The organism is Streptomyces sp. NPDC031132 (genome assembly GCF_055570595.1).
The window spans coordinates 42704-67515 of the sequence record NZ_JBVIGX010000034.1 but is presented as its reverse complement, the minus strand read 5'-3'; the positions used below and the strand labels follow the sequence as shown (position 1 = coordinate 67515).

At 69.7% G+C, this 24812-nt stretch carries 21 protein-coding genes, 1 tRNA gene and 3 pseudogenes; 11 read left to right on the top strand and 14 right to left on the bottom strand.

The annotated features are described in order from the left end of the window. Window positions 1–295 precede the first annotated feature (295 nt). Window positions 296–1834, bottom strand: a complete 1539-nt coding sequence (locus ACZ49B_RS32570) for a flavin-containing monooxygenase (protein WP_468312957.1) — start codon at window positions 1832–1834, stop codon at window positions 296–298. 203 nt (window positions 1835–2037) lie between these two features. On the opposite strand from ACZ49B_RS32570, the gene ACZ49B_RS32565 reads away from it, so the two are divergent. Both ACZ49B_RS32565 and ACZ49B_RS32560 read left to right on the top strand, forming a co-directional pair. Next, window positions 2038–3735, top strand: a complete 1698-nt coding sequence (locus ACZ49B_RS32565) for an SWIM zinc finger family protein (RefSeq protein WP_468312954.1) — start codon at window positions 2038–2040, stop codon at window positions 3733–3735. Between the two features lie 133 nt (window positions 3736–3868). Next, complete coding sequence (locus ACZ49B_RS32560; RefSeq protein ID WP_468312951.1) at window positions 3869–4453, top strand: hypothetical protein; 585 nt, start codon at window positions 3869–3871, stop codon at window positions 4451–4453. Between the two features lie 171 nt (window positions 4454–4624). On the opposite strand, the gene ACZ49B_RS32555 is transcribed toward ACZ49B_RS32560, so the two are convergent. Continuing rightward, entirely contained in the window at window positions 4625–5176 is a 552-nt protein-coding gene (locus ACZ49B_RS32555) for a YbaK/EbsC family protein (protein WP_468312948.1), read from the bottom strand. A 524-nt stretch (window positions 5177–5700) separates the two neighbouring features. Here ACZ49B_RS32555 and ACZ49B_RS32550 point away from each other — a divergent pair. Beyond that, window positions 5701–6096: a hypothetical protein gene (locus tag ACZ49B_RS32550; protein ID WP_468312976.1), complete on the top strand. Its 396-nt coding sequence runs from the start codon at window positions 5701–5703 to the stop codon at window positions 6094–6096. Window positions 6097–6364: 268 nt separating this feature from the next. Here ACZ49B_RS32550 and ACZ49B_RS32545 read toward each other — a convergent pair. Beyond that, window positions 6365–6526, bottom strand: a pseudogene (locus ACZ49B_RS32545) (IS630 family transposase); the annotation flags it as partial. A gap of 215 nt (window positions 6527–6741) precedes the next feature. Between ACZ49B_RS32545 and ACZ49B_RS32540 the strand changes: the two are divergent. Beyond that, window positions 6742–7956 (top strand): IS110 family RNA-guided transposase, encoded by a 1215-nt coding sequence (locus ACZ49B_RS32540; RefSeq protein ID WP_468312945.1) that lies wholly within the window; start codon window positions 6742–6744, stop codon window positions 7954–7956. A 149-nt stretch (window positions 7957–8105) separates the two neighbouring features. Here ACZ49B_RS32540 and ACZ49B_RS32535 read toward each other — a convergent pair whose 3' ends face one another. Further along, entirely contained in the window at window positions 8106–9071 is a 966-nt protein-coding gene (locus ACZ49B_RS32535; RefSeq protein WP_468312942.1) for a hypothetical protein, read from the bottom strand. Then, the gene (locus tag ACZ49B_RS32530; RefSeq protein WP_468312939.1) at window positions 9062–9346 is read right to left on the bottom strand and encodes a hypothetical protein; all 285 of its coding nucleotides are present in this window, start codon (window positions 9344–9346) and stop codon (window positions 9062–9064) included. The genes ACZ49B_RS32535 and ACZ49B_RS32530 overlap by 10 nt, the downstream gene beginning before the upstream one ends. Window positions 9347–10073: 727 nt before the next feature. Between ACZ49B_RS32530 and ACZ49B_RS32525 the strand changes: the two genes are divergently transcribed. Continuing rightward, window positions 10074–10571: a hypothetical protein gene (locus ACZ49B_RS32525; protein ID WP_468312936.1), complete on the top strand. Its 498-nt coding sequence runs from the start codon at window positions 10074–10076 to the stop codon at window positions 10569–10571. On the opposite strand, the gene ACZ49B_RS32520 is transcribed toward ACZ49B_RS32525, so the two are convergent. After that, window positions 10543–11289 carry a DUF4238 domain-containing protein gene (locus ACZ49B_RS32520; protein WP_468312932.1) on the bottom strand — a complete coding sequence of 249 codons (747 nt, stop codon included), beginning with the start codon at window positions 11287–11289 and terminating at the stop codon, window positions 10543–10545. The genes ACZ49B_RS32525 and ACZ49B_RS32520 overlap by 29 nt on opposite strands. A gap of 93 nt (window positions 11290–11382) precedes the next feature. Between ACZ49B_RS32520 and ACZ49B_RS32515 the strand changes: the two genes are divergently transcribed. Next, a protein-coding gene (locus tag ACZ49B_RS32515; RefSeq protein WP_468312929.1) for an IS5 family transposase occupies window positions 11383–12206 on the top strand; the annotation gives its coding sequence in 2 pieces (ribosomal slippage) (window positions 11383–11706 and window positions 11709–12206; 822 coding nt in all). 4 nt (window positions 12207–12210) lie between these two features. Beyond that, on the top strand, window positions 12211–12537 hold the full coding sequence (locus ACZ49B_RS32510) for a hypothetical protein (RefSeq protein WP_468312927.1): 327 nt from the start codon (window positions 12211–12213) through the stop codon (window positions 12535–12537). A gap of 204 nt (window positions 12538–12741) precedes the next feature. On the opposite strand, the gene ACZ49B_RS32505 is transcribed toward ACZ49B_RS32510, so the two are convergent. Both ACZ49B_RS32505 and ACZ49B_RS32500 read right to left on the bottom strand, forming a co-directional pair. Continuing rightward, a complete protein-coding gene (locus tag ACZ49B_RS32505; protein ID WP_468312924.1) occupies window positions 12742–14049 on the bottom strand; it encodes a serpin family protein in 1308 nt (435 codons plus the stop codon). 387 nt (window positions 14050–14436) lie between these two features. Further along, on the bottom strand, window positions 14437–14913 hold the full coding sequence (locus ACZ49B_RS32500) for a hypothetical protein (protein WP_468312921.1): 477 nt from the start codon (window positions 14911–14913) through the stop codon (window positions 14437–14439). A 577-nt stretch (window positions 14914–15490) separates the two neighbouring features. On the opposite strand from ACZ49B_RS32500, the gene ACZ49B_RS32495 reads away from it, so the two are divergent. Then, a tRNA-Asp gene (locus ACZ49B_RS32495) sits at window positions 15491–15564 on the top strand. On the opposite strand, the gene ACZ49B_RS32490 is transcribed toward ACZ49B_RS32495, so the two are convergent. Beyond that, window positions 15525–15926, bottom strand: a complete 402-nt coding sequence (locus ACZ49B_RS32490; RefSeq protein WP_468312970.1) for an anthrone oxygenase family protein — start codon at window positions 15924–15926, stop codon at window positions 15525–15527. The two genes, ACZ49B_RS32495 and ACZ49B_RS32490, sit on opposite strands and share 40 nt — an antisense overlap. Continuing rightward, on the bottom strand, window positions 15926–16381 hold the full coding sequence (locus ACZ49B_RS32485; RefSeq protein ID WP_468312919.1) for a hypothetical protein: 456 nt from the start codon (window positions 16379–16381) through the stop codon (window positions 15926–15928). Before ACZ49B_RS32485 ends, ACZ49B_RS32490 begins: the two co-directional genes overlap by 1 nt. A gap of 360 nt (window positions 16382–16741) precedes the next feature. Between ACZ49B_RS32485 and ACZ49B_RS32480 the strand changes: the two genes are divergently transcribed. Next, on the top strand, window positions 16742–17695 hold the full coding sequence (locus ACZ49B_RS32480) for a PIN domain-containing protein (protein WP_468312916.1): 954 nt from the start codon (window positions 16742–16744) through the stop codon (window positions 17693–17695). Between the two features lie 469 nt (window positions 17696–18164). On the opposite strand, the gene ACZ49B_RS32475 is transcribed toward ACZ49B_RS32480, so the two are convergent. After that, window positions 18165–18443, bottom strand: coding sequence for a hypothetical protein (locus ACZ49B_RS32475; protein ID WP_468312914.1), 279 nt, complete (start codon window positions 18441–18443; stop codon window positions 18165–18167). 1240 nt (window positions 18444–19683) lie between these two features. Here ACZ49B_RS32475 and ACZ49B_RS32470 point away from each other — a divergent pair. Further along, the gene (locus ACZ49B_RS32470; RefSeq protein ID WP_468312912.1) at window positions 19684–19950 is read left to right on the top strand and encodes a hypothetical protein; all 267 of its coding nucleotides are present in this window, start codon (window positions 19684–19686) and stop codon (window positions 19948–19950) included. A gap of 39 nt (window positions 19951–19989) precedes the next feature. Continuing rightward, window positions 19990–21315, top strand: coding sequence for a hypothetical protein (locus ACZ49B_RS32465; RefSeq protein WP_468312909.1), 1326 nt, complete (start codon window positions 19990–19992; stop codon window positions 21313–21315). Window positions 21316–21443: 128 nt separating this feature from the next. Here ACZ49B_RS32465 and ACZ49B_RS32460 read toward each other — a convergent pair. From ACZ49B_RS32460 to ACZ49B_RS32450, 3 genes and pseudogenes are all read right to left on the bottom strand, one after another. After that, window positions 21444–21686 (bottom strand): annotated as a pseudogene (locus tag ACZ49B_RS32460) (transposase); the annotation flags it as partial. A gap of 465 nt (window positions 21687–22151) precedes the next feature. Beyond that, entirely contained in the window at window positions 22152–22502 is a 351-nt protein-coding gene (locus tag ACZ49B_RS32455) for a hypothetical protein (protein ID WP_468312905.1), read from the bottom strand. 84 nt (window positions 22503–22586) lie between these two features. After that, window positions 22587–24791 (bottom strand): annotated as a pseudogene (locus tag ACZ49B_RS32450) (polymorphic toxin type 30 domain-containing protein); the annotation flags it as partial. Window positions 24792–24812 lie beyond the last annotated feature (21 nt).

Sequence of the window (24812 nt, the reverse complement as noted above, 5' to 3'; positions counted from 1 at the left end):
ACGCCACCCCCGCAACTACCTGGCCTTCCTCGGCCTCGCAGCAGCCATCTGCTGCTACAAGCGACTTGTCCGCCTCACCACATAGGACATGGTCTAAACACGAGGGCCTGGCACCCGATGCCAGCGGGTGCGCGGCCAGCGTAGGGACCGGCACGAAAACCGAGACCGGCGTGCGCGCACCGCCGAGCCGCCTGCCGGTGTCGTTCAGCGCCTGCTGTTTCTTCGGCCAGGCCGGCTGGTGACGTCGACGATGGTCTACTCCCCTGGTCCACGGCCCTGAGCCGACCTGCGCGTACTACGGCCTGCCCGACGGGGCCGCCGGCAGGCCGTCCTGCGCGGCGCGAGGTGCCGGAAGCACCCCCGGCAGGGTCCAGGTGTAGACGTCCGGGGAGAAGGCGTGCAGACGCTTGACGAGCCTGGCGGTCGACCAGGGCCAGCTGAAGGTGTTGACGCCCGGGAGGCCGAAGTAGTATCCGGATCCGTTCTCGGGGCTGTAGACGGTGGTGCGCAGCGCCTCGTGCAGGGCCTGCTGATGGGCTTCCTCGGCTTCGGGAATGACATCGAGCGCGGCGTAGCCGTGGGTGCGCAAGTGGGTGAGGGCCGTCGCGACGTAGCGGAGCTGGGCCTCGAGGACGGTGGGTACTGCGGTGGTGCCGGTGAGCAGGTTCGGGCCGACGAGGAGGAAGAGGTTGGGGTAGCCGCTGACGCTGGTGCCCAGATAGGCGCGGCGGTCGTCGGCCCAGGTCCGGGCGAGCGGGGTGCCGCAGGTGCCGTACAGCCGGCCGGCCAGGGGGACTTCGCCGACGTGGTAGCCGGTGGCCAGGATGATGACGTCGGCGCGGGTACGGGTGCCGTCGGCACCGATGACGTGGGAGCCCTCGACGGCGGCTGCCCGGGTGGGATGGAGCCGGACGTTGGGCCGGCAGAGGGCGGGGTAGTAGGTGTCGGACGTGATCAGGCGGCGGGCCCCGAGGCGGTAGCCGGGGGTGAGTGCCCGGCGCAGGGCCCGGTCCGGTACGGAAGTGCGCAGATGGAGGCGCGCCACGGCTTCCAGGGGCCGCAGCAGGCGGGGGTGGCGCAGGGGGAGGCCGACGGCTTCCTGGGTCCAGTGGTGCAGGCCGCGCAGGGCGCGGCGTGCTGCCGGGTGGAGTCCGAGGAATCGGTGCAGGCGGGCGGGGAGCGGGTAGTCGGGTTTCGGGAGCACCCAGTGGGGAGTGCTCTGGAAGACGTCGACGTGCGCGGCCTGCGGCTGGATCTCGGGCAGGAACTGTACGGCGGACGCTCCGGTGCCCACGACCGCGATGCGGCGACCGGTGAGGTCGGCGTCGTGGTTCCAGCGGGCGGAGTGGAAGGCCGGGCCGGGGAAGGTGTCGAGGCCGGGGATGTCGGGGTGGCGGGGCCGGTGCCATGGGCCGGTGGCGACGATGACGGCGCGGGCCGTGCAGGCGCCCGCCGTGGTCTGCAGGCTCCAGCGGCCGGCGTCCGGCTGCCAGCGCGCGTCCAGCACCTCCGTGTCGTAGCGGATCGCCTCCTCCACCCGGTGGGTCGACGCGGTGGTCCGGAGGTAGTCGAGGATTTCGGACCGGTCGGCGAAGCCCCGGCTCCAGGGGTGGGGGGCGAAGGAGTACTCGTACAGCATCGCGGGCACGTCGCACCCGCAGCCGGGGTAGCTGTTGTCGCGCCAGGTCCCGCCGAGACGGTCGGACTTCTCCAGCACCACGACGTCGTCGATCCCGGCCCGGCGCAGTGCGATCACGGCGGCCACACCCGAGAGGCCGGCCCCGATGACGGCCACCTCCACCTGGCGGCAGCTGCCGGAACTTTCACGGGTCACGCTTGCTCCCTCCCTGCCTCGGGAGCGTCCCGGACGGTGCCGGAGCGCTCTCGACAGTCACCCAGAGCGCATGATCGTAGGGGTCTGCGTGATCGCGCGGGGATGTGCGGCGTACGCGTGGCCCTTACGAGTGATCGTGCAGGCGGGGTGGTGGCGTCCTGAACCTGCGGCACCGCGCATGGTCGTCCGGTTGAATGGATGCCGTGACGCATGGCCCGGGTTTCAGTGAGGAAGATCTGCGCCGGCTGGCGGGGCCGCGCTCCTTCGAGCGCGGGGTCGGCTATCTGTCGGCGGTGTACCGGCTGGAGATCGGCGACGAGGCGATCAGAGCAACCGTGGACGGCAGCGACGCGTACGAGGTCGAGCTGACCGAGGACGAGGGCGGCGGGCTCAGCGGCTGGTGCGACTGCCCGTACGGGCAGGAGGGCAACTTCTGCAAGCACTGCGTGGCGGTGGGCCTGGTCGTCCTGGAACAGGCCGAATCGGTGCCGCAGCAGCGGTCGGCCGCCGCCTCGCGCACGCGGCTGCTGGACGAGTGGCTGGAGTCCCGCACCCGAGAGGAACTGGCCGCCCTGGTACGGGAACAGCTCGCCGGGGACCGTGGCCTGCGCCGCCGGCTTGAGCTGCGCGCGGCCAGCGCCAGGGAGGACACCGCCCTCATGCGGGAGCGCATCCTGAGCCTCCTCGACACCCGGCCCTTCGCCCGTCACGGCTACGTCGAGTACGGCGACGCCCACGCCTACGGGCAGCAGGCGGCGGAGGCGGTCACCGCCCTGCGGGCGCTGACGGCGGGCGGCCGGGCCGCCGACGCGGTGGCGGTAGCCCGCGAGGCCCTCCGGACTCTGGGCCGTACGTACGGGGAGATCGACGACTCGGACGGCCTGATCGGGGATGTCGCCACCGGGCTGTCCGAGGCCCATCTGGAGGCCTGCCTGTCCGCCCGCCCCGACCCGGTGGAGACCGCCGAGTGGCTGGTGCGCCACCTGCTGGACGAAGAGGGCGACATCGGCGACATCGCCGACGTCGACCTCTTCGACTACCGGGAGGTCCTGGGTGAGCCGGGCATGGCTCGGGCACGGGAACTGGTGGTGGCCGCCTGGCGGATCAACCCCAAGTCGTGGACCGAGAAGTACCTGATGGAGCGCCTCCTGAAAGCGGACGGCGGCAGCGTGGACGCGCTGGTCGCCGTCCACACGGCGGACCTCGCCCCGAACGGCCACACCCACCTGGTGATCGCCCGAGAGCTGGAGGGGGCGGGCCGCCCGGCCGAGGCCCTGGAGTGGGCCGAACGCGGCCTGCGGGAGGCCGAGTCCGACGGGGGGCCGGATGAGGAGCTGGTCGCGTTCGTCTGCGACCGGTACGCGCGGGCCGACCGTTTGGCCGATGTGGTCACGATCCGCCGGGACGCTCTGCGGGCCCGCCCCTCTCTGGCCGCCTACCGGCATCTGCGTACCGCGGCCCGCACGGCCGGGGTCTGGGAGGTCACCGAGCGCGCGGGCGCCTTGGATGTGCTCAAAGCCTCCGACCGGCCGCCGAAGGGCCGTTGGTACGGCGGCTCGGCGCTGGTCGATGCGCTCATGGACGACGCCGACCTCGAGGCTGCCTGGCAGGCCGCCGCCGACGGGTACGCGGACCGGCTGCAGTGGCTGGCCCTGGCCGACCGGATCCGCGACAAGCAACCGGCCCGTGCACTGACCGTCTATCTGCGCTGGATCGAGCCACTGCGCAAGGAGACCGGTGGCAGCACGTACGAACGCATGGCGGAACTGCTGCTCAGCGCCCGCGCCTGCCACCGCATGCTGGGCACCGAGTCCGAGTTCGCCACCTACCTGGCCGCCCTCCGCGCCGACCAGAAACGCAAGCGGAAGCTGATGACGACGCTTGACCAGCACGGACTGTGAGTGGTCCCTTCGTCCTCGACGAGGCACCAGGCGGCGGGGCCGCAACGCGACGCGCGTCCACCGGGGCCCTCCGCGGCCGACACACCGTCCCGGCGGCCCGGTGTACCGGAACGAGCGGCCGAGGGTGGCCCCCATGGGTCACGACAGCGCTGCCGGTCCCCACCCCCGTCCTGGCGGCGGAGGGTCCCGGGAAGGCGCTGGCGAAGGCCGTACCGCAGAGCCGGAGGCGGCGGGAGATCCCCGGTTCACGGCCGCCGTCCTCAAGGAACGCATCTACGCAACGATCACCGTGATCTCGGTGGTCATCGGGCTGCGAGCAAGCGGACACGTCGACACGGCCGGCGCCGCCGCGACACTGGTGACCACGGCGGCCGGGTTGTGGCTGGCTGCGATCGTGGCCGACCAGCAGGCCCACCGCGTGGTGCACGGCCGACTGGCCACCGGTCCCGAGCTGCGCCACATCCTGTCCGTCAGCAGCCCGCTCCTCCTGTCCGCCGCCGGCCCGCTGGTCTTGGTCGCCGCCGCAGAACTGGGCGTGATGACCATCGACACGGCGCTGCTGGCCGCGGCGGCGGTCAGCATCGCCGGCCTGTTCGCCTGGGGCTGCTACGGCGGCGTCCGCATGGGCGGCGGCGCCCTCGCCGCCTTCCTGGCCGGCGCCCTGGACGCCGCGATCGGGCTGGCCGTCGCCCTGGTCAAGGCCGCCGCCGGACACTGACCCATCGGGGCAGCAGCCCCTGGCATGCGACAGAGGCGCGGGCCGAGAGCACACGGATCCGAGGCCTCAGCGGCGAGCAGGAGCCGCAACTGCGGTATGAAACCGGCAGGTCCGGCCCCGCCGGGGCACACAGGCCGTGCGCATGCCGCCGGCCGGAACGGGGGGCAGGGGTCAGGCGGCGAGGGCCTCGATCACCTCGGCGCCCGGGAGCTGCGCGAACAGCTTCCCGGGAACGATGAGCTTGCCGCGGCGGCCGCTGCCGACCAGTACGTACGGCAGCCCGACCACGACGGAGTCCACCAGCAGCGGCCAGTCCGACGGCAGGCCGATGGGCGTGATGCCGCCGTATTCCATGCCGGTGAGCTGCACCGCGGTGTCCATCGGCGCGAAGGACACCTTGCGGGCGCCGAGGCGACGGCGCACCACGCCGTTGACGTCGGCGCGCGCTCCCGAGGGGACCAGGCATGCGGCCAGCGTGGACGCGCCTCCGCGCTTGGCCGAGACGATCACGCAGTTCGCCGACTGCGCGAGGAGCTCCTGCCCGTAGTGCTCAACGAAGGCGGCGGTGTCCGCGATGGCCGGGTCGGTGTCGACGTACACGATGTCCTCGGCCGGGACGGTGCCGTGCCAGGTGCGGACCGCCTCGGCAACCGGCCCGGTGAGTTCGGCCAGGCACTCCGGCGCCGGGCGGGCGTTGTCGAAGGATCCGATGGGTGCGCGCATCCGTGCCATTGTGCACGGTCGGCGTCTGGCTTGCGGTGACGGGCCACGACGGCCGCCTACTGCGGCCGAGCGGCTGCTGCTCGGCCCCCGGCTGGGCGCGGCCGGCAGCGCGTCCGTGGGGGCCGTCGCCGGCGTGTGATGTCCAGGTCTGTCGCGCAGGCGTCAAGCAGCGGCAAGATCCCTCGTCCTGCCCGGGGAGCGCTTCGCGGAAATCCTCGCGAGGCGCTCCGCGGCCGACCGGTAGGGCTTGCCTGCCCCGCGTGTTGTCTGCCGTTTCCACCTGTCGCGGCAGGCACATTGATATTCCGTTAGAGAATCCTTTCTTCTACCAAGATGCGGATTCGCATCAGGAAGGGGATTGCCTTTGAACGGAACCATGCGGCAGGCTCGAAAGGGCGGTGCCCTATCGCCGTTGGCGCGGTCGTACGGGCGCCTCCCGCGAGTCCGGGGCCGCTTGCATCATCAAGTTCGTTCCTCCTGAAGGCCTTCGTGAAGACCTTCATCACCGCAGCAGAGGTTCAACGGTGGGAAATTTCCAGGAAGACAAGGAAGAACACCTGCGCAGTCTGCGCAAGGCGCGTGCGGACAAACAGTACCTCGACTATGTCGAAACCCTCGTGGAAGCGGCACCGGACGTGGCCGTGGGCTACGTCGTCGGCCCCGCCGTGGCAGGGGCAGTGACTGCAAGCGGGGGCATCGCGGGGTTCCTGACCGCCGGCCCGACGGGCATGGTCGTCGGTCTCACCGCGGGCGCTGCGGGCGGAATCTATGCGGGAGGGAAAGCCGAGGAGGCGTACCAGTCGGCGTCCACGGAAGACCGGGCGCGCATGCGCGCACTCGGTCAGAAAGCAGTGGAGGCCGGCGCCTCAGCCCGCGGAGCGTGGAAAGTCGGCCGCACCGTCTTGAAGTTCGTGAAGTAGGGGCGCGCGAAACGGCGGAGCGCAGGCGTACCGGGTTCAACGGGCCCGCGTCGTCTGCTTGGTCGGGACATGGCCCCTGGAGCCGCCCGAGGCCCGCACCGGCCTGCTGAGGGACGAAGTCCCGTCCTCGGACTCCGGGGCGCGGCCGAGGCTGCCATGTGCCCGGCGAGGTCGGAGCCATTGCGGTCCCGCCGCTCCGCAGGGACCCGCGGCCGGCCGGGGCTCCCGGGCTCGCTCCATCGGGCCGTGCGGCCGATGAGCTTTCCCGGACCCCGGCACTGGCCAGCTGATGGACGCCGTCGACCAGCGCGATGAAGTCCCGCTCGCTCACGCTGCGGCGCTTGCCCTTGCCCGCGGGGTGGGTCCGCAGACGGTGGCACAGCCGGGTCCGGGAACCTGGCCGCATAGCGATCAGCCCGGCCACTGACATTGATACTCGTACGCGGGTTCCGGTGGTCGTGGCTCTGCCACTGACTGACGTCCTGCTGGGCTGTCTTCGGGCTGTACCGTCCGGCTGCCGGGGCCCGTTCTCATGGCTCCGGCCAGGTGGAACATGACCTGATAGGAGCTTGGCCAGAAGCCCCCTCAATGTCCTGTCTGCCCCACCTGGCCGGTGTCACCTCCGGCTAGGAAGGCGCCTCCAGCATGACAGCAGCGGGCACGGTGGGCACGGTCACCCAGTGGGTGTTCGGCGGTGTGGATTCCCATGCCGACACCATTCATGTCGCGGTCGTCACCGACAACGGCGGCCACCTCGCCGACGCAGAGTTCCCCACGACCCCCGCCGGATACACGGCAGCCCTCGCGTTCCTGGGCGCCCACGGGGACGCGGTCGCGATCGGTGTCGAAGGCACCGCGTCCTACGGAAGCGGGTTCACCCGGGCGGCCCGCGCCGAGGGCCTGACCGTGGTCGAGGTCAACCGCCCCGACCGCGCCGAACGCCGCCGCAGCGGCAAGTCCGACCCCATCGACGCCTACGCCGCCGCCCGAGCCGCACTCTCCGGACGCGCCTCCAGCGCGCCCAAGGACGAGACCGTCACCGGCATACGCGCCCTCCACAACGCCGCCCGGTCCACGGTCAAAGCCCGCACCGCCGCCATGAACCAGATCGGGCACATACTCATCAGCGCCCCCGACACCATCCGTGACCGCTACCGGGCCCTGCACGCCAAACCGCTGATCGATGCCCTGGCACGCCTGCGTCCAGCGGGAGATGCCGTCCACAAGGGTGTCCTGACCGCCCTGAAGAGTCTGGCCCGACGCGTCCAGGCCCTGACCGCCGAGCACGACGAGCTCACAGCCTCGCTGGACGACGTGGTCACCGGACACAGTCCAGGTCTGCGTGCCGCCTACGGCGTCGGCCCCGACACCGCAGCCCAGCTGCTGATGGCCGCCGGCGGGAACCCCGACCGCCTTCGGACCGAGGCTTCGTTCGCAGCCCTGTGCGGCGTCGCCCCCGTCCCGGCCTCCAGCGGCAAGACCAACCGTCACCGCCTCTCCCGAGGCGGCGACCGCGCCGCCAACGCGGCCCTCTACCGGATCGCCCTCGTCCGCATGGCCAGCGACAACCGGAGCCGCGACTACGTGGCCCGGCAGACCGCGGCAGGCAGGACCAAGAAGGAGATCATCCGGCTCCTCAAACGGGCCATCGCCCGCGAGGTGTTCCGCTACCTCACCACCACGGTCACCGTCCCGGAGACCGCGGACCTGCGGCCGGCACGCCAGGCCAAGAACATCACCCTCACCGCTGTCGCCCGTCACTTCGGCGTCTGGCCCGCCGTCATCTCGTGCATCGAACGAGGCACCCGCCGCGACGACAACCTCGCCAACGCCTACCGCGACTGGCTCACCACTGCTTGACAGCCAATAGGAGCTTCATCCCGCGTCGTCTCCCACTGACATTCTGATGTAAAGCGCACCGGCATACCTCGCTGCCGAGATTGGGTACCGCCAGGAGGGTCAGGTGCGACTGGGCGGAACCCTCTCGGCCTGGACGCTCCTGCACCCGGTCACCGGGTGGTCGGTCCACCGGATCGGAGCCCCTGGGCTCCGATGGCCGGCGCTCGCGCCGGTCGCTCCGAGGACCACCGGTCAGCACATGACGTGCCTCCCGTACGGGACCATCTCGGCGGCGAGGGCGGCGCCGCAGCCGTCGCAGGCCGGGGTGCCCTTGGGCGCGGGCCGTGCGTCGGCGAGCGCGTCCAGGTCCTCGACGCTGGGCAGGTGGACGGGCGGGACGTCGCCGCGCTCGAAGTGGTGGTGGGCGTCGGGGTCGTGGCGGAGCTCGGCTCGGCGCGGGCGTACTCGGCGGCGGCCTGCGTGCGCTCGATCTCGACGGCCGCGTTCTCGGCGTCGGTCGGGTCGGCGGTCGCGGCGCGGGCGGCGGCCTGCTGCTTCTCGGCCTCGGCCCGGCGTTCCCATGCCTGGGCCCACTGCTCGGGCGTCCGGTCCTGCACCGCGCTGTCGACGGCCTTGCGGCGGTCGCGGCGGGCCTGGCGGTCGGCCTGGCCTCGGCGCAGCTGGTCGACGGTGGGCAGGACGGGGCCGGACATCTGCGCCGGGGCGCCGTAGGCGGTGCCGTGGACCAGACCGAGGCTGTCCAACACGGCGATGGCACCGGGCAGGCCGCCGACCTCAGCGGCGTGCAGGATGTCGGCGCGGGCGCCGTAGACGGGCACGATGGCCCGCCACCAGGCGTCACGGGCGATCAGGAGCGCCGGGGCCTCGGGGGTCTCGGCGACCTCCTCGTCGGGGATCTCGTCGTCCTCGCGCTCGTCCAGCTCGACCAGCGGGGCTAAGCGCTCGCGCAGGCCACGGCTCCAGGTCAGGCACTGGACGCCACGGGTGGCGAACTCGAACTCGTGCCAGAGGTCGATAGCCTGCTCGTTTCCGGCCGCCGCGTACGCGGCGAGCTCCAGCGCGGTCTTGCCCTTCTGTCCTCGGGCGACCTTGAGGTCGGCGCGGGTCATCTCCATGGCGAGGGCGCCGCCCTCCTGGAGCTTGACGACGTACCGGCCGAGGGCATCGGCCTTGTCCCTCGTGGCGGGGTGACGTCGACTCCCTTGCCGACGCGCTTGCCGTCGCTCTTGCGGATCTCGCCGCGGGCGGGGGTGGGCAGGCCGACTGCCGTGCAGCGCTGGGCCCACCGGTCGTAGAGCTCCTGCTCGATGAACTCGGCGTGGTGGTCGCTGGCGGGGTCCTCGGTCCAGATGAGGACGTGCGCGTGGCTGTGCCAGCCGTTGGCGCCCAATGTGATCTCGATCGTGCGGGTGGTGCCGACGATGCCCCACCTGTCGGGGAAGCCCTGCTGCCAGACGGTGGCCGGGCCGCCCGGGCGGCCCTGCTGGTCGTACTCCTGCCGGCGGGCGTACCGGCCGTCGGCCTCCAGCTCGCGCCGGGCGGGGCCAAGCCCGCTACACCCCGCTGTGTGATCAAGAACCTGATGCGTGGCCTGCCCGCGCTCAACGGCCTCAGACCAGTGACGGAAACGCCGGATCCAGCCACGGACCGTTCCCTCAGCCAGGCCCAGACGAGCGCCGATCTGGCGATGGCCCAGGCCCAGGGCCGCTATCTCCAGCCCGGACCCAGCACCTCGGCCGCATCCATCCGCAGCGGCCAGACCACCTCCGGCAGGAGGACATGCGTGACCTGGCAAGCCGTGCAGCGCGAACGGCAAGGACGTACGAACAGCCGGGCCCGGAGTCACCACGGACCTCCCGAGGCCGACCGTGCCCCCAGGGCGCGAGCACAGCCCCACATGGCGGACACGTTAGTTCGCCGGCCCGCAGCCGGCGTTCCACCAGCAGGCCGTCCGAGTCCACGATCAGCACCAGTACGTACGCCTGACCTGCAGCAATCAGCCGGAACCTTTCCAAACGGGCCAGCATTCATGTTCAGATCACCCGGCCAGCGGCCTCGTCGAAGACAGCCTCACCCCGCCGTGCTGCCTTGCCTGGGCAGCAGGGATGATGCCTCGCGTGGCGACAAACCTTGAGCTCTTCGCGGACTACTTCCAGATCCACGTCCTGGACGACGACTCCGAGGCAACCGAGACCGGCATCGGCGACGTGTGGACCGAACAGGCAGTCCTGGACGGGCTCGGCGTCGCCGAACACGCCCTGGCCATCGGCACGGCTGTCAACGTAACCGTCGACGTCACCGTCGACCTCCTCACGGGCCAACCGGACGATGACAGCACCGACTTCGACCACGTCGTCGAGGCAAGTCTCAACCTGGCCTCGGGACGAATGGTCGTGCTGGGCTGCACCGATTACGGCCCCGACGCAGCACGCTTCGACATGCCGACCGGATGGATCCGCGTCCGAACGTCTCGGCGGAATCTCGAAGCCGCGGCCTTCCCCGACCCTGACTGCGAGGAAGAGCCCGAAGACATGGAGGAGATCCGGATCCAGGCATGGCCTGCACCGCACTCGCTGCCCAACGTCATCAAGCGATGGACACCGCCCGACGCATAGGCCGCGAGTGGGTGTTCGTGTTCAATCTGTCGTCGCGCACCAAGCACTTCTCAAGCACCAACGACCTCCCCGGTACATCGCCATCGTGGGTGTCGCCAAACCGCTGATTCCTGCTCATGCTGAGAGTCGTCCAACACCCTGGCGCGGCCTGGGTACGACCGCGCAAGAGAGTCGCGACGAACCCAGCCGTTGTGAGGGGCCGTGCTTCCTGGCGCGCGCGGTCCCTCAGCCATGCGCTGTGCACGTCCAGCAGGCGCTTCGTCTGTGGTGTTCGATTCCGCTGGAAGGCGAGCACCACAGCCAGCGACATGAAGTCGTCGAAGTCCACATCGTCGCCTGATGCCCACCCTCGCAACATACGTAGAAGGCGCGCAGTTTCGTCATCGATGACAGCCAGCATCGCCTCGGCCTGATTGTGAGCCTCACCATTGCTGCCCGACACACGGTAGAAGTTCTCCTGAACCCATGTCGCCCGCAGGCCGCGCAGCTTGTCGAGGCCATTCACCGTGTCCAGAACACGTATACGCTTGACGTCCGCACTCCGCGCCCTCATGTAAGCCTGAGGAACGCAGTGATGCCTCCGAGAAACACAATCTCGCCTCGCACCGCAGCAGCCACCTTTGCCATGTAAGACTGCACCCGCGGGTTGACTGCTTCCCCACCAGCCGACAGCGGGACCTGGCCCCAAGGATTCGCCACACTGCCGACGAGCTTCCACCCCATGCCGCGCCCCCACTTAGAACGCCTAACACAATGAGGTGGATCGGGCCTGGTGGCCGTGTCCTGTCGTCGGGTTCGACGTTGTCCGGTTATGGGGGCTTCGCCGTGGATCGTGTCGGATGACCTGTGGGAGCGGATCGAGTCGCTCTTGCCGAAGCGGGAGAGACGGTTCAGATACCCGGGTCGCAAGCCGGTCCCGGACCGGCAGGTGCTGTGCGGGATCCTGTTCGTGCTGCACACCATCATCGAGTGGGAACACCTGCCCCAGGAGCTCGGCTTCGGGTCCGGCATGACGTGCTGGCGTCGACTGCGAGACTGGAACAAGGCCGGGGTCTGGCAGCAGCTGCATGAGGTGCTGCTGGCCGAGCTGAACGCGGCGGCCCGCCTCGACTGGTCGCGGGCCGTTGTCGACTCCAGCCACGTCAGAGCGTTAAAAGGGGGCTCCAGACAGGCCCGTCGCCAGTCGATCGGGGACGGGCCGGTTCCAGGCACCACCTGATCACCGACGGCCACGGCACCCCGCTCGCCGTCATCCTCACCGGCGGCAACCGCAACGACGTCACCCAGCTCATGCCCCTGCTCGATGCGGTCCCTGCAGTCCGAGGCAGGACCGGGCGGCCTCGCCGCAGGCCTCAGTCGGTCTTCGCCGACCGAGGCTACGACCACGACGTCTACCGCGACCAGGTGCAGGCCCGTCGGATCCTCCCCGTCATCGCCCGCCGCGGCAGAGCCCATGGCAGCGGCCTGGGCACCTACCGATGGGTGGTCGAGCGCTCCTTCGCCTGGCTCCACGGTTTCAGACGACTCCGCGTCCGCCGGGAACGCCGAGCCGACATCCACGAAGCCTTCCTGACGCTCGCCTGCTGCCTGATCACCCACCGCCAGGTGCTCTCCTTGGCCGGCCCGGCAAACTGATCGCATGAACCGAGACGCCCTGCAATCCGTACTGTCCCAGGACGGCAGCATCTCTGCCCGCACGGCCCTGGCCGAGATGGAGGCAGGCGCGGACTTCGAGGTCTTCCTGAACCAAACGGTCTCTGCACTAGAGCTCTGGGACATCTGGTCCTGGCGGCACGAAGTCATGCTCGACACGGGCGTCACACCTCGGCCCGGACTCGCCGAAGCCGTCGCCGGACTCCAGGGCGCAGGAACAGCTCAGGTCTACATGGCGACCGTCACCGGATCGCAGAGACGCTTCATCCTCTTCCTGTCGGAAGACCTCACCCAATGCGTCGCCTGCTGGTGACTACCTCATTGTGTTAGGACCTCTTACTCGCCTTGCCAAAGCACTGCGCGCAGTCAATCAGGCCCGCACACGATCAGCCCACCAAACGTCCGCACCCCGCCAAACCCGCTGACACCCACCTGCTGACACCAGCACACACATTCACAGTGATGTAGCGAGGTTCGTGTCACTGTGATGAGTTGGCCTGGACAACCTCGGCGACGCTCACTGCGCTTGCTCCGCCCGCTCCGCCGAGGCCCGCTGCTCCGCCTCCCACTCGGCCTCCGCTGCCTCTTCCTCGGCCCGCTTCTGCCACTCCTCGTACTCGGGGTACTCGGGCTCCTCGTACGGCAGGGGATCGGTGACCCAGCCCGCTGCGAGCACCAGGCGGGAGGTGCGGTGGACGGCGAGGAAGCCGAAGGGGCGGTCGAAGCAGACCTCGGCCTGCCGGGTTCGGTAGCGGAACCGGGGCGTTGCGGCCGCGCCGACGCACGCCGCGACGGCCGTCACGGCCGCGGCCTCGAAGCCCTCGGCGTGGAAGCGGGCCATCGCCGACTGGCGTGCCGAGCCCACGGCCAGGGGGCGGGGGCTGATCCCCGGGAAGTGGCCGGCGCCGGTGTCCGAGGCGGAGGCGAGGCCGAACAGGCCTCGATGGTCGAGGAGATCGTGCTCGGCGGTCACGTCGAAAGCCGTCGTCTGGATGAGGAGATACGGCTCCGGACCCAGCGACAGGACTGTCCCGATGCGCAGGCCGGGGCCCGGGTTCCCCTCGGGCAGCAGGCTCGCGCCGGTGGCCGCGAGCGCGCGGGTCACCACGTCCACCCCTGCCGTCAGCACCCGGCGCGGCGACGCACCGGGTGCGCCCAGCACCAGGTGGACGTCCACGCCGCCGTCGCCGACCACCTCGAGCACCGTGACCGGACCCGCCGGGGTCTGCGCCACGCGGACCCGGTCCAGGAGGGTGGTGCTGCGGCGCAGCGCGGTGAGGCCCCGTCCGGCCCAGGGCCCTTCGGACGGCTCGACGATCCCGGAGCGGAACGGCTGGATCCAGCGCAGCCGCTGGGCCAGTGCCGAGGCGAGCACCAGCTGGGTGTGCGCGGGGGGCGGCGGGAAGTCGACCGGCATCCGCTCGACCAGGCCGCCCGTCCGTTCGGCGGCCCAGGCGTCGAGGGTCTTGGCGTCGGTGTCGGGGTCGCCGGTCAGCAGCCCGTGTGCGCCGTCCGGGAGCGCGTCCAGCCACCGCTGTTCCAGGGGCAGCTCCTGCAGGGCCCACAGCCCCGTGGCCGTCTGGAGGCCCCGTACACCGGACAGGTCGGCGAGGAGTTCGCGTGCGGCCGCGGCCGCCGAGTCGGCGGATATGCCGAGGGCTTCGGAGAGTTCCCCGCGGGCGGGGCCGGCCGCGCCGTCGGCCAGGAGGGCGAGCAGGGGCCAGACCCCCACGGCCGTGAGGACCGTGCCGGTGTCGCCGGCGACGGCTTGTTCGGCCCAGCGTGCGGTGAGCCGGTTGACCGCACGGATCGTCGAGTTGCGCATGGTCGGGAGGGTAAGGGACGAACGCCGCCGGGCCGCAGCGGATTTCCCCGGTCGCCGCTCTGCGCCGTGCCCCTCCTCGCGGCTCCACCCGCACACTCCGCCCCCCGCCACCACGGGGGCACCAGCGACCGCCGTGGCGGGCGGCCCAGCGGTCTTCGGGCCCCGGTGCCGCTGTTCGAGGCGATCGACGGCTACCCGTCGCAGCAGAGCACCGGGAGGGCTACAAGCGGGACCTGTACAAGCACTGGAACAAGGGCCTCAACGCCTGAGACGGCTGCGACACCCGCAAGGAAGTCATCCTCACCGAAGCCCTCGAAGCGCCGCAGGTCGCGGCCGGCTGCAAGCTGACCGGCGGATCCTGGCGCAGCGCGTACGCCAACGTCGTGGTCACGGACGCGGCCCGGCGACAAGGGCGGGGTCGAGTTCGACGGAGGTGACGTTCCGGTCGCCTGCAAGCGCGTAGAGCAGAGCGGCGTTGTAACCGGCGCCCGCGCCGAGCTCCAGCACCCGGGCACCTGCGGCAGACTCGCCGAGACCGGCCAGAAGCAGCATGCGAGCCACCATCGACGGCATCGAAGCCGAAGAGGACGGCAGCCCGTCGGTGAACTCCGTGACCAACGGCTGGTCCGAGAAGGCCGCGGCCATCCACCGGGCGGGCTCGGTCGCATGGTCCAGGGGCACATAGCCGCCCGAGCCGTCCCGCAGCCAGACCCGGGCGGGCAGGAATCGGTGCCGGTACACACGGTGGAACGCCTCCTGAAGCCGGGCGGGCAACGGCGCGCCGAGCTGCACGGCGACTGCCTCCAGCAGGCCCTCGACGAGCGGGACGGCGGCAACAGCATCGTGGTTGGGGCCGGTGGCCACGGGCTACTTCTTCTTCCCGGACTCGGTCGGCGGCGGAGGCGGCGGAGGTACCGGCCGGTTCGGCTGATGCCCGTCATCTCCGATCGGCGACCGGTGCTTCCCCTCCACGATCCCTGCCACAGAGCCCTCCCGACGAGTCCGGAAGCTCCATCGGTAGAACCGGAACAGCAGATACGGCAGAGCGCCCCCAAGACACCGTCAAACCCGGGCCACCGCGCGTGGACCACGCCACCGCAGCCTGGGCCGCCGAAACGGGGGTGACAGGCTGGACACGTCAGGTGTGGAGGCGTGCCAGCCTGTGTGCCTCCTGATGGAGTTGGAAGGTCTTGTGGTCGCCGTCGCTCATGTCGGGGTGCCACTTCACCTCGGCTGCCCTGTAGAGCTTGGCCGCTGATGCCCTCACCCAGCGCCCCGTGGTCCTCCGGCGTCAGATTGCCGAGGTGCAGCAGATGCCGGTATGCGACCGCCTGGACGTCCCGCGGCTGTTGCCGTCCGCTGCAAGGCTGCGGACCGCAGGCTCGAAAAACCGCTACGCGGGTCCTGGCTGGAGCGCATAGGGTGCGCGTACCGCGGCGGGGGAGCTGTAGCGCAGAGGTAGACGCGCCCTCTTGTCAGGAGGGGATGACGCCGGTTCGAATCCGGCCTGCTCCCCCGCCGTGCGTAACTGCTTGAATGCCGCCGACCGGGGCGGTGCCGGCGACGTTGTCGTTGGCCACCAGCCAGGCCACAACCGGGCCCCGTTCGAACTCGGGTGCATATCCGTGCCGCCTGGCCGAGGCGGGGAAGTCTGCATGCTGGCGGCGCCAGGGCACCACCGCCGCGTCCTCGGGCCGGTTCTCGGGGGTCCACGCCTCGCCGCGGTTGTTGATCGGGACGAGCAGCAGGATCGACATGATCACGCTGACGATCAGCAGCGCGCCGGCGGTGACGACGAGGCCGGTGCCGTCGTGATCCCATCCGGCGATCGCCCAGACCGCGACGAGGATGAGCGAGCCGATGTACCAGACCGGCATCACGGCGCCGAGCATCCGGCCCCCGTGGCTGCGGGCCTGCTGGCCTGCTGGCCTGCTGGCCAGCGTCGTCGGGGAGGGCGCTGAAGATGCGCGGGCTTCCAGCCCCGTAGATCGGTGCGGCTCAGGTCCAGTTCCAACCCCTGGTCGCTCTCCGGGCGCCGCCGCACCAGCACGTTCATCGCCGCGCTGACGTCGGCCATCGGCGCGGCTGTGGGAATCGGGGCGTGACGGTGGACGTACGCGGACAGCACTGACACCGCGGTGGCCTGGTCGCGAGGAGAGTCGTTCATGATGCGTTCCAAGGCATAGATCCCGCCCAGCCGCACGTCAATGGAGCCCGATCCCAGGTTGCCGATGGCCGCGTTGAAGCGGTTGGTGATCTGGCCCTCCTCGGAGATCCGCAGTTCCTTGCTGGTCTGGCTCACCTGGAGCCAGGTGAAGAGCAGGGCGGCCACAGCTGCCAACCCTGGCAGGCTCAGGAGCAGCAGGGAGAGACGGGAGGACGGGCCACTTCGGATCCCATGCCTGCGGCGCTACGACGCCGGTTCCTCAGGCGGCGTCGCGCGGCATGCCGGGACGCGTTCCGGCGGAGTCGGGTGAAGGGGGGGCGTCCTGGTCATCTGATCATTGGCACACGCCGGGGTGGAACACTCTGGCCGCCACACCGCGCCTCCCCCCTTTGGGAGCTGCGGTGCGGCGGTGAACATCGACCACAGCCCGGGCGGGGTACTTCCCGAAGTCGTGCACGTCTGCCCGCCGGGGAACCGGTGAACAAAACCAAGGCGCACCAGCGGACGCGCTGGCAGGATCACCGCATGCTCATCACACCGCGCCCTGGCGCAGATCGGAAGAACATCCGCCAGGCCCTCAGTAGCGTCCACACCACGGCGATGAACCTGCAGCAGCGGCAGTACGGCAGCGCCTTCGACGGGCTGCTGACGTATCTGGAGTGGGCCACGGAGTCCGCGCGGGTGCTGCGCTCCCAGATCAGCGACCGGGACCTCGACCAACTCGTGTTCACCGACCGCTACCGGGCGCTGCTGGGCAGCTGCGGCACGCTCGCCGGGACCGCCCAGCAGCGCCTCGTGAACGGCCTGGTGCAGCTTGAGGTCGCCGAACGGATCGAGGCGGTCGCGGCGGCCTTGGCCGCGCTGGATACGCAGATCGGCCGGTGGAGCCAGCGGGAGGTGTTCGTCGTGGCCGACTCCAGCTTCTACATCCAGAACGCGGTGAAGCTGGCCGACGTCGACCTGCACGAGGTCCTCGACGTGCCGCGCTGGCAGTTCGTGCGCCTACTGTTCCCCATCGTGGTGGTGGACGAGCTGGACGACCTCAAGGACGCCAGCAAGCAGCGGGCCCGCTGGCGTGCCGCCCACACGCTCGGTCTCCTCGACGGGGCCCTCAACGGCGGCACCCACGGGGTCCTGCACGTGGGGGAGGACACCGTTCAGGACGGCGAGACCCGCGGCAGGGTCAACGTGGAGATCGTCCTCGATCCCCCCGGCCACGTGCGCTTGGACCGCCCCGATGTCGAGATCATCGACCGGACGGTGGCCATCCAGGGCCTGGCCGGCCGCGACGTTCGGTTGCTGACGTGCGATACGAGCCAGCACACCCGGGGCCGGGCCGCCGGGCTGCAGGTGACCAAGGTGGCGACGAAGGACCCCGGGGACGAGCCGGACTGGTCGGGCCTGGACAGGCCTGGCACTGGCGTACGCGCGCAGAGGCGCGCCCGGCAGGCCGAAGCCGGGGCTCCGACGGCCAGTTGAGAATCGGGTTGCCGAGGCCGGTGCCGACCTGGACCCGGCGGCGATGTGGCAGGCACTGGAGGCGGGGTCGGCCCGCGTGAGGAGGTCGAGGCCGCCGCCGCGCTCCTGGGCGTGCTGCTGCCGCCCCGCCTGGCGACGGCAAGTCCGAGGCGCAGATGCGCCGCCAGCTCGCCGGCCGCTACCACACCGTGCGCCACGGCTGCTCGGTAGCAATCGGGGCGGTCCGGCGGGGAGCCCCAGGTTGGGTGGTGGAGGGTGTCGGTGTGCGCCAGAAACGGGGCGTTGTTAACGCGCCAGCACTGCCCTTGTGACCTACGCCACAGTCAGCCGATGTTAGCCTTAAGAGTCAAAGGGCTGAGGCGGCCGCAACTATTGGGGCTGGTTCAACCCGCGTGGAGAGCGATCTCCGGACATGAGAAAACCGCCCGGCACCTGGCGACCAACCTTGACCGGACGGCTTCTCATACAGCTAGATGCAGTTAGTTACAGCGGCCCCACCTCCCTGGTGCGGGCCGTTCTGCGTTCCGGCGATAACCCCTCCGGCGACGAGGCCGGCGATGATGGCGCCCGCGAGCAGCGTGCCCACGACCGTCCCCACCCCCTCGGCGACGCCGTTGAGGAAGCTCCCCCCGAGCCGCTTCGGCCCGCTCTCGTTCTTGGATTCGACCGACCGCTCCGTTCCGGAGTCCTCCGGGTCAGGCGGGTCCTCCTTCGGCTTGCGGCCAAGGGGGTTCGGCGTATCCGACATGCGATTCTCCTTCGGGTGGACCTGGGAAGCCCAGGTGCCAGAAGCGAGGTGCTCCTGGTCTTCCTCGACCATCCGATGGAGATGTCATAACTCTACCTGGCAGCCCCGGCGTTATCGGGGGTGGGAATGCGGGGCGACATCACACTCGAGGCCGGAGGGTACTCATCCACATGCTCAACGTTGTCGGGCGGGGGGAGAGTTCATCGCGTTCGGCCCTTGATAAAAAGATCTTGAAAAAATTCGAGAGAAGGTGCGCGATATACGGAGGGTGAAACTAAGCCCTGAATTTCCCGCAGGCCCTTGATCGAGGGGGAGAAATCGATGTGTGCCCTGGTCAGACACGTCGTCAGGTGGCCGGCGAGACTTCGGCCGTGAGCACCATGCGACGCCCACTTGGGCACGGACCAGCCCCTACGTGCGACGACCAGGCAGTGCGTGCTGCGTGAGGTCCCACAGCCGCTGAACGGGCTGCTGAGACCATATCTGACCCGGCGGGCTCGAGTACGTCGCCGGGGCCTGTGGGTGGGCGGAGGGTGCTGGGACCGCGGGTGTGAGTAGTTGGGGTACAGGAATCCCGGTGAGATCGATCTTGGTCGACTAGCACACCGTTCTGCGGCCTTGCGCGGGGTTCACGAAAGATCGGCGGGTGGGTGCCGCCGCTGGCTACGGTCCGCCTCGTGCCGGTGGAGTTTCTGACTGATGAGCAGGCCGAGGCGTACGGGACGTTCACCGAGGCGCCCACGCGCAGTCGGGGCGCGCCGCTGGGTAGGTGGCACGGTCGAGGCGAGCTATCCGCCGCCGAACGAGAAGTCACCGCCGGGCAGCGTCATCCCGAGGGCCAGCGCACACCACCGCGCCTCCGAGACCGCCGACATGACCGACCTCTACCGCGCAAGCTGGTGTGACCAGCCCCGCCATCACCGCACCGTGCCAGCAGACCTACGGCCACTGACCCGACCCAGCGCGGAACGGCCGAAACGGCATCGCGGCCGCCATGGCCGAGTCCGAGCGCGACTACATCCGCGGCCGGACCCTCGAAGGCCAGGAGGGCGCCCGCAAGGCCGGCCGTCACGGCGGATGCCCCTGCGTCACCGACGAGGACCACCCTTGCCAAGCTCCTGCACACCCAAGGCGTACCCGTTCCCGACATCGCGCAGCGGCTCACGATCTCCAGGGGGAAGAACGCGGGCGCCCGTCCGTACGGACCGCCTACCGCCTACTCGGCCAGGAGTAGCTGTCGATGAGTTCGGGAGTCGTTCCACTGGAGGCGTACCGCGAGGGCGCCGCTGTGAAGGCCCTCGCCCGCGAGTACAAGATCGCCCCCAAGACGGTCCGCCGCGTACTCGACACCGCACAGACCCGCCACGTACCCGACGACCTGCCCGGCCTCCTCGACAGCGACGGCCAAGGCCAAGATGCCGCCGGCCGCCAGGCGCCGGGGTGGCCGCCGACCCGCATATCCCGTTGGAGGACGAGGCGGGGGGTGCTGGTAGCGTCCGTCTGCTGATCGCCAGTCGGCGACACAGCGGTTTACAAGGGGGGAACAATGGCAACTCGTCGTGCCCTGCTGGCCTGCGCCGCAGCACTGGCCGCCGGGAGTCTCGTACTGGGCGGCACCACGGCCGCGCACGCGGACAGCGGAGTCACCGGCATCACGGTCCAGGAAGCTCACAACGACTGGACCAACAACGGCAAGATCGTCCTGTCCTTGACCGCGCCGAGCGCCGTCAAGAACGTCAAGGTCAGCCTGTACTCGATGGAAACCCAGCAGACCGTGGCCACGGTGGGGAACTTCGGTCTGACCTCCGGCACCGCCGAGAACGGTACGTGGAAGAACCGCGGGCGCATCCAGTTGCCGGACCTGGGCAGCTACCGCATAGACGTGTCGGCCTCCGACGAGGGCGGCGACACGCTTTCCGCCGCCGGCGTGGGCTATTTCTACTACGCCGTGCAGACGAACCTGAAGGACACGAAGGTCGACCGCACCACGGTCGACTACCAGCACCGCAGCGTCACCATCAGCGGTCACCTGATGGGCCAGTGGCCGGGTTCCGGCGCCATCACCCCGATGGGCGGGCTGACCGTGGCGGTCAACTCGTACATGGAGTACGCGGAGGTGACGACCGCGGCGGACGGCAGCTTCTCCGCCACGCTCCCGGTCACCGACCAATACCAGAACAGCATCGAGGCGGCCTTCCAGTACGACCCGAACCACCTCTTCTACAACCAGTCCTCCTCGAAGACCTTCCCGATCACGGTGAAAAAGACCGCCACCAAGATCGTCGAGACCCCGAGCGAGCGGAAGGTCCCGTTCAAGGGCACGGTGAACTCGACCAGCGCCACCCTGCTCTGGAACTCGCCCACCGGCTGGCAGCCGCTGGCCGGCAAGACGATGGGCTCCAACTCCTTCGGCGACTTCGTCCAGCGCACCACGGACGCCGGCGGCAACGCGCTCTTCCCGGCGACCCAGCCGCTCTGGAGCAACTCCTCGATCGCGGTCGGCTGGCACAGCGACGACCTGTTCCTGGCCGACGCCCAGGCGAGCGTCGACATCATGGTCGTGCAGCCCGCCGCGTTCCGGTCCCTCACCGCGACCCGCTCCGATGCCGCGACCGTGGAGGTCGGCGGCAGCATGGGGTTCGAAGGCAACTCGACGCCGGGCACGATCCCGGTGAACATCCAGTACTCCGCCACCGGCAAGGGCGGCTGGACCACCGTTGCCACCGTGCCGGACGCCAGGTGGAACGGTGAGGGCTACGCCTTCTCCACCACCGTCTCGCAGGCAGGGGCGGGTTACTGGCGTGCGACCTACACCGGCGCGCCGCAGTTCGAGAACGCCGTGAGCCAGGTCGTGTACGTCGCCGCTCCCTGACGGCCCCGCGCGCGGTCCGCAGCCCCCGCGGCCGGGACCCGGTCCGCGAGCACGGCATGACGAAGGCCCCGCCTGCGGTTGCAGGCGGGGCCTTCGCTCGTCCCGCCGGCCGGGGCGGCGGCGCAGGACCACCGACCGCCAGCGACGAGGTCCTCGACCACCCGGCGGACCTGGCGGGCGGTACTTCGGCGACGTCGTCCTCGGGGCCGAGCCGCACGGCGTCCAGCAGCTGGCACCAGGAGATGCGGCCCGATTCGAGCGCGGCGACGAACGAGTACGGCCAGCCCGGGACCATCAGGTGCTGGTCCCGGCCGCGGCCGAAGTGTGTGGCAGAACAGCCGGTCCGCACTGCACTCCGCATCGGGCCGCAGCAGTTGGTCAGGGCCCTGTTCTCGTATAGCTACGGCAGGCGGACATGTAATCGGAGAGCGACCGTGGTCCCCAGCCTGTCGTGGGAAGGCAGTCCCCAATCCGGGTGTCATCAGAACTTCGATCTGGCACGCCATCCGATCGGTGCAGGGGCGCCCCCCTACCGTGTCGCCATGACGATGCCGGCCAGCCTCGTCGACCACCTCAGCGCCGTCCCCGGCCCGACCCCCTCTGTCACCCCGGCATCGAACCAGAGCACCAGTTCTGGTACTCCCCTCTGGGCGACGCTCCTTCATCGTGGGGAACCGTTTCAGAGTCAAGGGGCCCGGACGACAGGACCGTCCGAGCCGTATGTCCTCGATATGCACCCCGTGGGAATTATGCCGGTCCCGTTGTATCTAGGGTGACGCTGTGATGGATGGTCGCCTCGGATCTGCTACGACCTTCAGGCGAGCGTATGTGCACGCTCACTCTGCGGTGCTGCCACTCGCCCCCGCGATGTGCTGGGCGAAATCATCCATGTACTCGCGGTGTTCCACATGGATCACGGATTCCGGAATTGCTCCCAGAGGCGAGAGATCGACACCTTCGAGCTTCCCGCACCCGTCGAGATCGGACAGCGCGTGCAGGAGGGCTTCCAGGGCCACTCGGGACTCTTCGTGCGGGGCCAGCATGGCAATCAGGTCGCCTACCACTCTGGCCTGAGTGGCGGACAGCAGGTGCACGAAGTCCTGAACGCGGTCACTCGCCTCCGTGCGCACCGCTTCATCGCGACTCAGAAGATCCCGGAGGAAATCGACGTAATACTTACTTTCCATAGGTCCTGCTTTCCAGATCAGTGTGGATATGGTACCGGAAGGTGGCTGGGCCACGGAATGTGGGTATCGTTGATCGCCGTTTCATCATATGTTCGGGCTACTCGGGTTCCCGATTTTCCTGTGGTAGAGCTGACCCGTCACGTCCTGGAATTGATTCCCGATCTCGATGCGATAGATGGGGCCACTGCTGGCGTTGGGGCCAGCGTTTGGGCCGAGGTCAGGCCCGTGCACGCGCATACGCACCGTCCTACCTGTGACATCGTCCGCCCACTTCCACTTGATACCGTGCTCGACACCGCCCGGGATCGCTCTCCACGGTTCCTGCACGGCGTCCTTCGGAATGATGCTCAGCGGGTTTTCATCCCCACGGAGGTCCCAGCCTCCATCCTGGATCCGGGGCGGACAGGGACTGAGCCCGAGCGGGTCGCTCCACGTGTGTGGGTTGTGGACGTACGTGACCGGGTTGTCAGCTGGGCCGAGACCGAGGGGGTCCTGGCTGAGGTATCGGGCCGATTCCGGGTCGTAGTAGCGGAAGTAGTTGTAGTGGAGGCCCGATTCGGGATCGAAGTACTGGCCTGGGAAGCGGAGCGGGGTGTATGCCGTGGCGTCGCGGTTCCACGTCGTCGTGCCCCAGAGTGTGGTGCGGGTTCGCCAGACCAAGTCACCGTATTCGTCGACCAGTTCGGTCGGGGTGCCGATCAGGTCGGTGACGATGGCAAAGAAGCGTTCGTCGTCCGTGTCCGTGCGGCGTTCCGTCTGGGACAGGGGCCGCTGGCCTACGTGGTCCCAGGTCAGGACGACGTTTTCAGTCGTCTGTTCGCAGAGGGTCGTGCCGTCCCAGGTGAAGTGGACGGTCTCGGAAGGGGACTGCTTGGATATTCGTCGGCCCAGGGGGTCGTACGCGTACCGCCAGATCGTGCCGTCCGGTGTCGTGACCGCGGTGAGGCGGTCTTCCGCGTCCCATTCGTAGCGCCAAGTGTCGGGCTTTCGGGAGAGCCGGGTCCTCTGGCGCAGGACAACTCTGCCCTGGCCGTCGTGTTCGTAGCGAACGGCACCCGCGCTGGCGATCCGAGTGCCCTCGTAGGTGCGGGAACCCGTAGCGGAGTGCGACGGGTGGGTCGCCGGCCACGAGGCCTCCGTCTGGTTTCCGGCGTCGTCGTAGGCGTACCGCTCGGTCCAGCCCCGCGCATGGACGGCCGTGACGCGACCGGCCGAGTCCACGTCGAAGCCGCGGGTACCGGAGAGTGCGTCTCTGATGCCGACGAGACCGCCGCCCGCGCCATAGTCGTACGCGCGGTGCTGGAGACCACGGCCCCCGGACGTGACGTCCTGGGCCGTCAAACGGTTCATCTCGTCGAACGACGATGTCAGTGACACGAAGTCCGATACCGTGCGCCCCACCTCACGGCCCAGGGCGTCAAAGGAGAAGGCGATATCGCGCCCGGACGTAGTGAGCTTCGTATTGCGGCCCGCTGTGTCGTACGACCATTCACTGACCGCACCGCCGGGCGTCGTCCTCCCGACCCTGCGGCCCAGTTCGTCATACGTGTATGTCAGCGTCCGGCCGTTGACCTGTTCGGACTGCAGACGGCCGTAGCGGTCCCGCAGGCGTTCCAGTCCGGCGTCCGGGCCGGCGGCCACCACGAGCTCGTCGAAGATGTCGTATTCGAATGTGGTGACGCCGCTGCCTTCGACCTCCTTGCGGATCACCTGTCCGAGGGCGTTGTGCGCGAAGCCGATGCGCTGGCCCAGGCCGTTCGCCCGGGTGGCCAGACGGCCCGACGTGTCGTAGTCGTAGCGCAGGACCCGGCCGTCGAAGTCCGTCTCCGTGACCAGTCGGCCTGCCGCGTCGTAGGCGTAGTCCCAGGTCAGACCCTGCGGATTGGTCACCCGCGTGAGCCGGAGGTTGGTGTCGTAGGAGAATTCGTGGCGAATGCCATCCGGGCCGGTGCGGGCCGTCAGCAGGTCGAAGTCCGTGTACGCGAAGAGGGTCGTGCCGCCCATCGAGTCGGTGTGGCTGAGGCAATTGCCCTCGCCGTCGTACGTCCAGGACTCCACCGTGCCGTCGGGCGCCGTGCGCCGGGATGGCCAGCCCTCGACCGTCCACTCGAATCGCGTCTGGGCGCCGAGAGCGTCGGTGATTCGGACCATGCGGCCGAACGCGTCGTGTTCGAATCGGTCCGTGGCACCCAGTGGATCGGTGACCTCGAGGGGAAGACCCCGGCGATCCAGAATGAACCGGGTGGTGGCACCGAGCGGTTCCGTCACCGAGGTGAGCTGGCCCGCCTCGAGCAAGTTCCAGCTGCCGCC

Excerpts from the sequence above, each read along its gene's own strand:
- ACZ49B_RS32560 (WP_468312951.1), top strand. The coding sequence starts at position 3,869 with ATGGGTCACGACAGCGCTGCCGGTCCCCACCCCCGTCCTGGCGGCGGA.
- ACZ49B_RS32555 (WP_468312948.1), bottom strand. The coding sequence starts at position 5,176 with ATGCGCGCACCCATCGGATCCTTCGACAACGCCCGCCCGGCGCCGGAG.
- ACZ49B_RS32540 (WP_468312945.1), top strand. The coding sequence starts at position 6,742 with ATGACAGCAGCGGGCACGGTGGGCACGGTCACCCAGTGGGTGTTCGGC.
- ACZ49B_RS32535 (WP_468312942.1), bottom strand. The coding sequence starts at position 9,071 with ATGGAGATGACCCGCGCCGACCTCAAGGTCGCCCGAGGACAGAAGGGC.
- ACZ49B_RS32510 (WP_468312927.1), top strand. The coding sequence starts at position 12,211 with ATGAACCGAGACGCCCTGCAATCCGTACTGTCCCAGGACGGCAGCATC.
- ACZ49B_RS32505 (WP_468312924.1), bottom strand. The coding sequence starts at position 14,049 with ATGCGCAACTCGACGATCCGTGCGGTCAACCGGCTCACCGCACGCTGG.
- ACZ49B_RS32490 (WP_468312970.1), bottom strand. The coding sequence starts at position 15,926 with ATGCCGGTCTGGTACATCGGCTCGCTCATCCTCGTCGCGGTCTGGGCG.
- ACZ49B_RS32480 (WP_468312916.1), top strand. The coding sequence starts at position 16,742 with ATGCTCATCACACCGCGCCCTGGCGCAGATCGGAAGAACATCCGCCAG.
- ACZ49B_RS32475 (WP_468312914.1), bottom strand. The coding sequence starts at position 18,443 with ATGTCGGATACGCCGAACCCCCTTGGCCGCAAGCCGAAGGAGGACCCG.
- ACZ49B_RS32470 (WP_468312912.1), top strand. The coding sequence starts at position 19,684 with ATGAGTTCGGGAGTCGTTCCACTGGAGGCGTACCGCGAGGGCGCCGCT.
- ACZ49B_RS32465 (WP_468312909.1), top strand. The coding sequence starts at position 19,990 with ATGGCAACTCGTCGTGCCCTGCTGGCCTGCGCCGCAGCACTGGCCGCC.
- ACZ49B_RS32455 (WP_468312905.1), bottom strand. The coding sequence starts at position 22,502 with ATGGAAAGTAAGTATTACGTCGATTTCCTCCGGGATCTTCTGAGTCGC.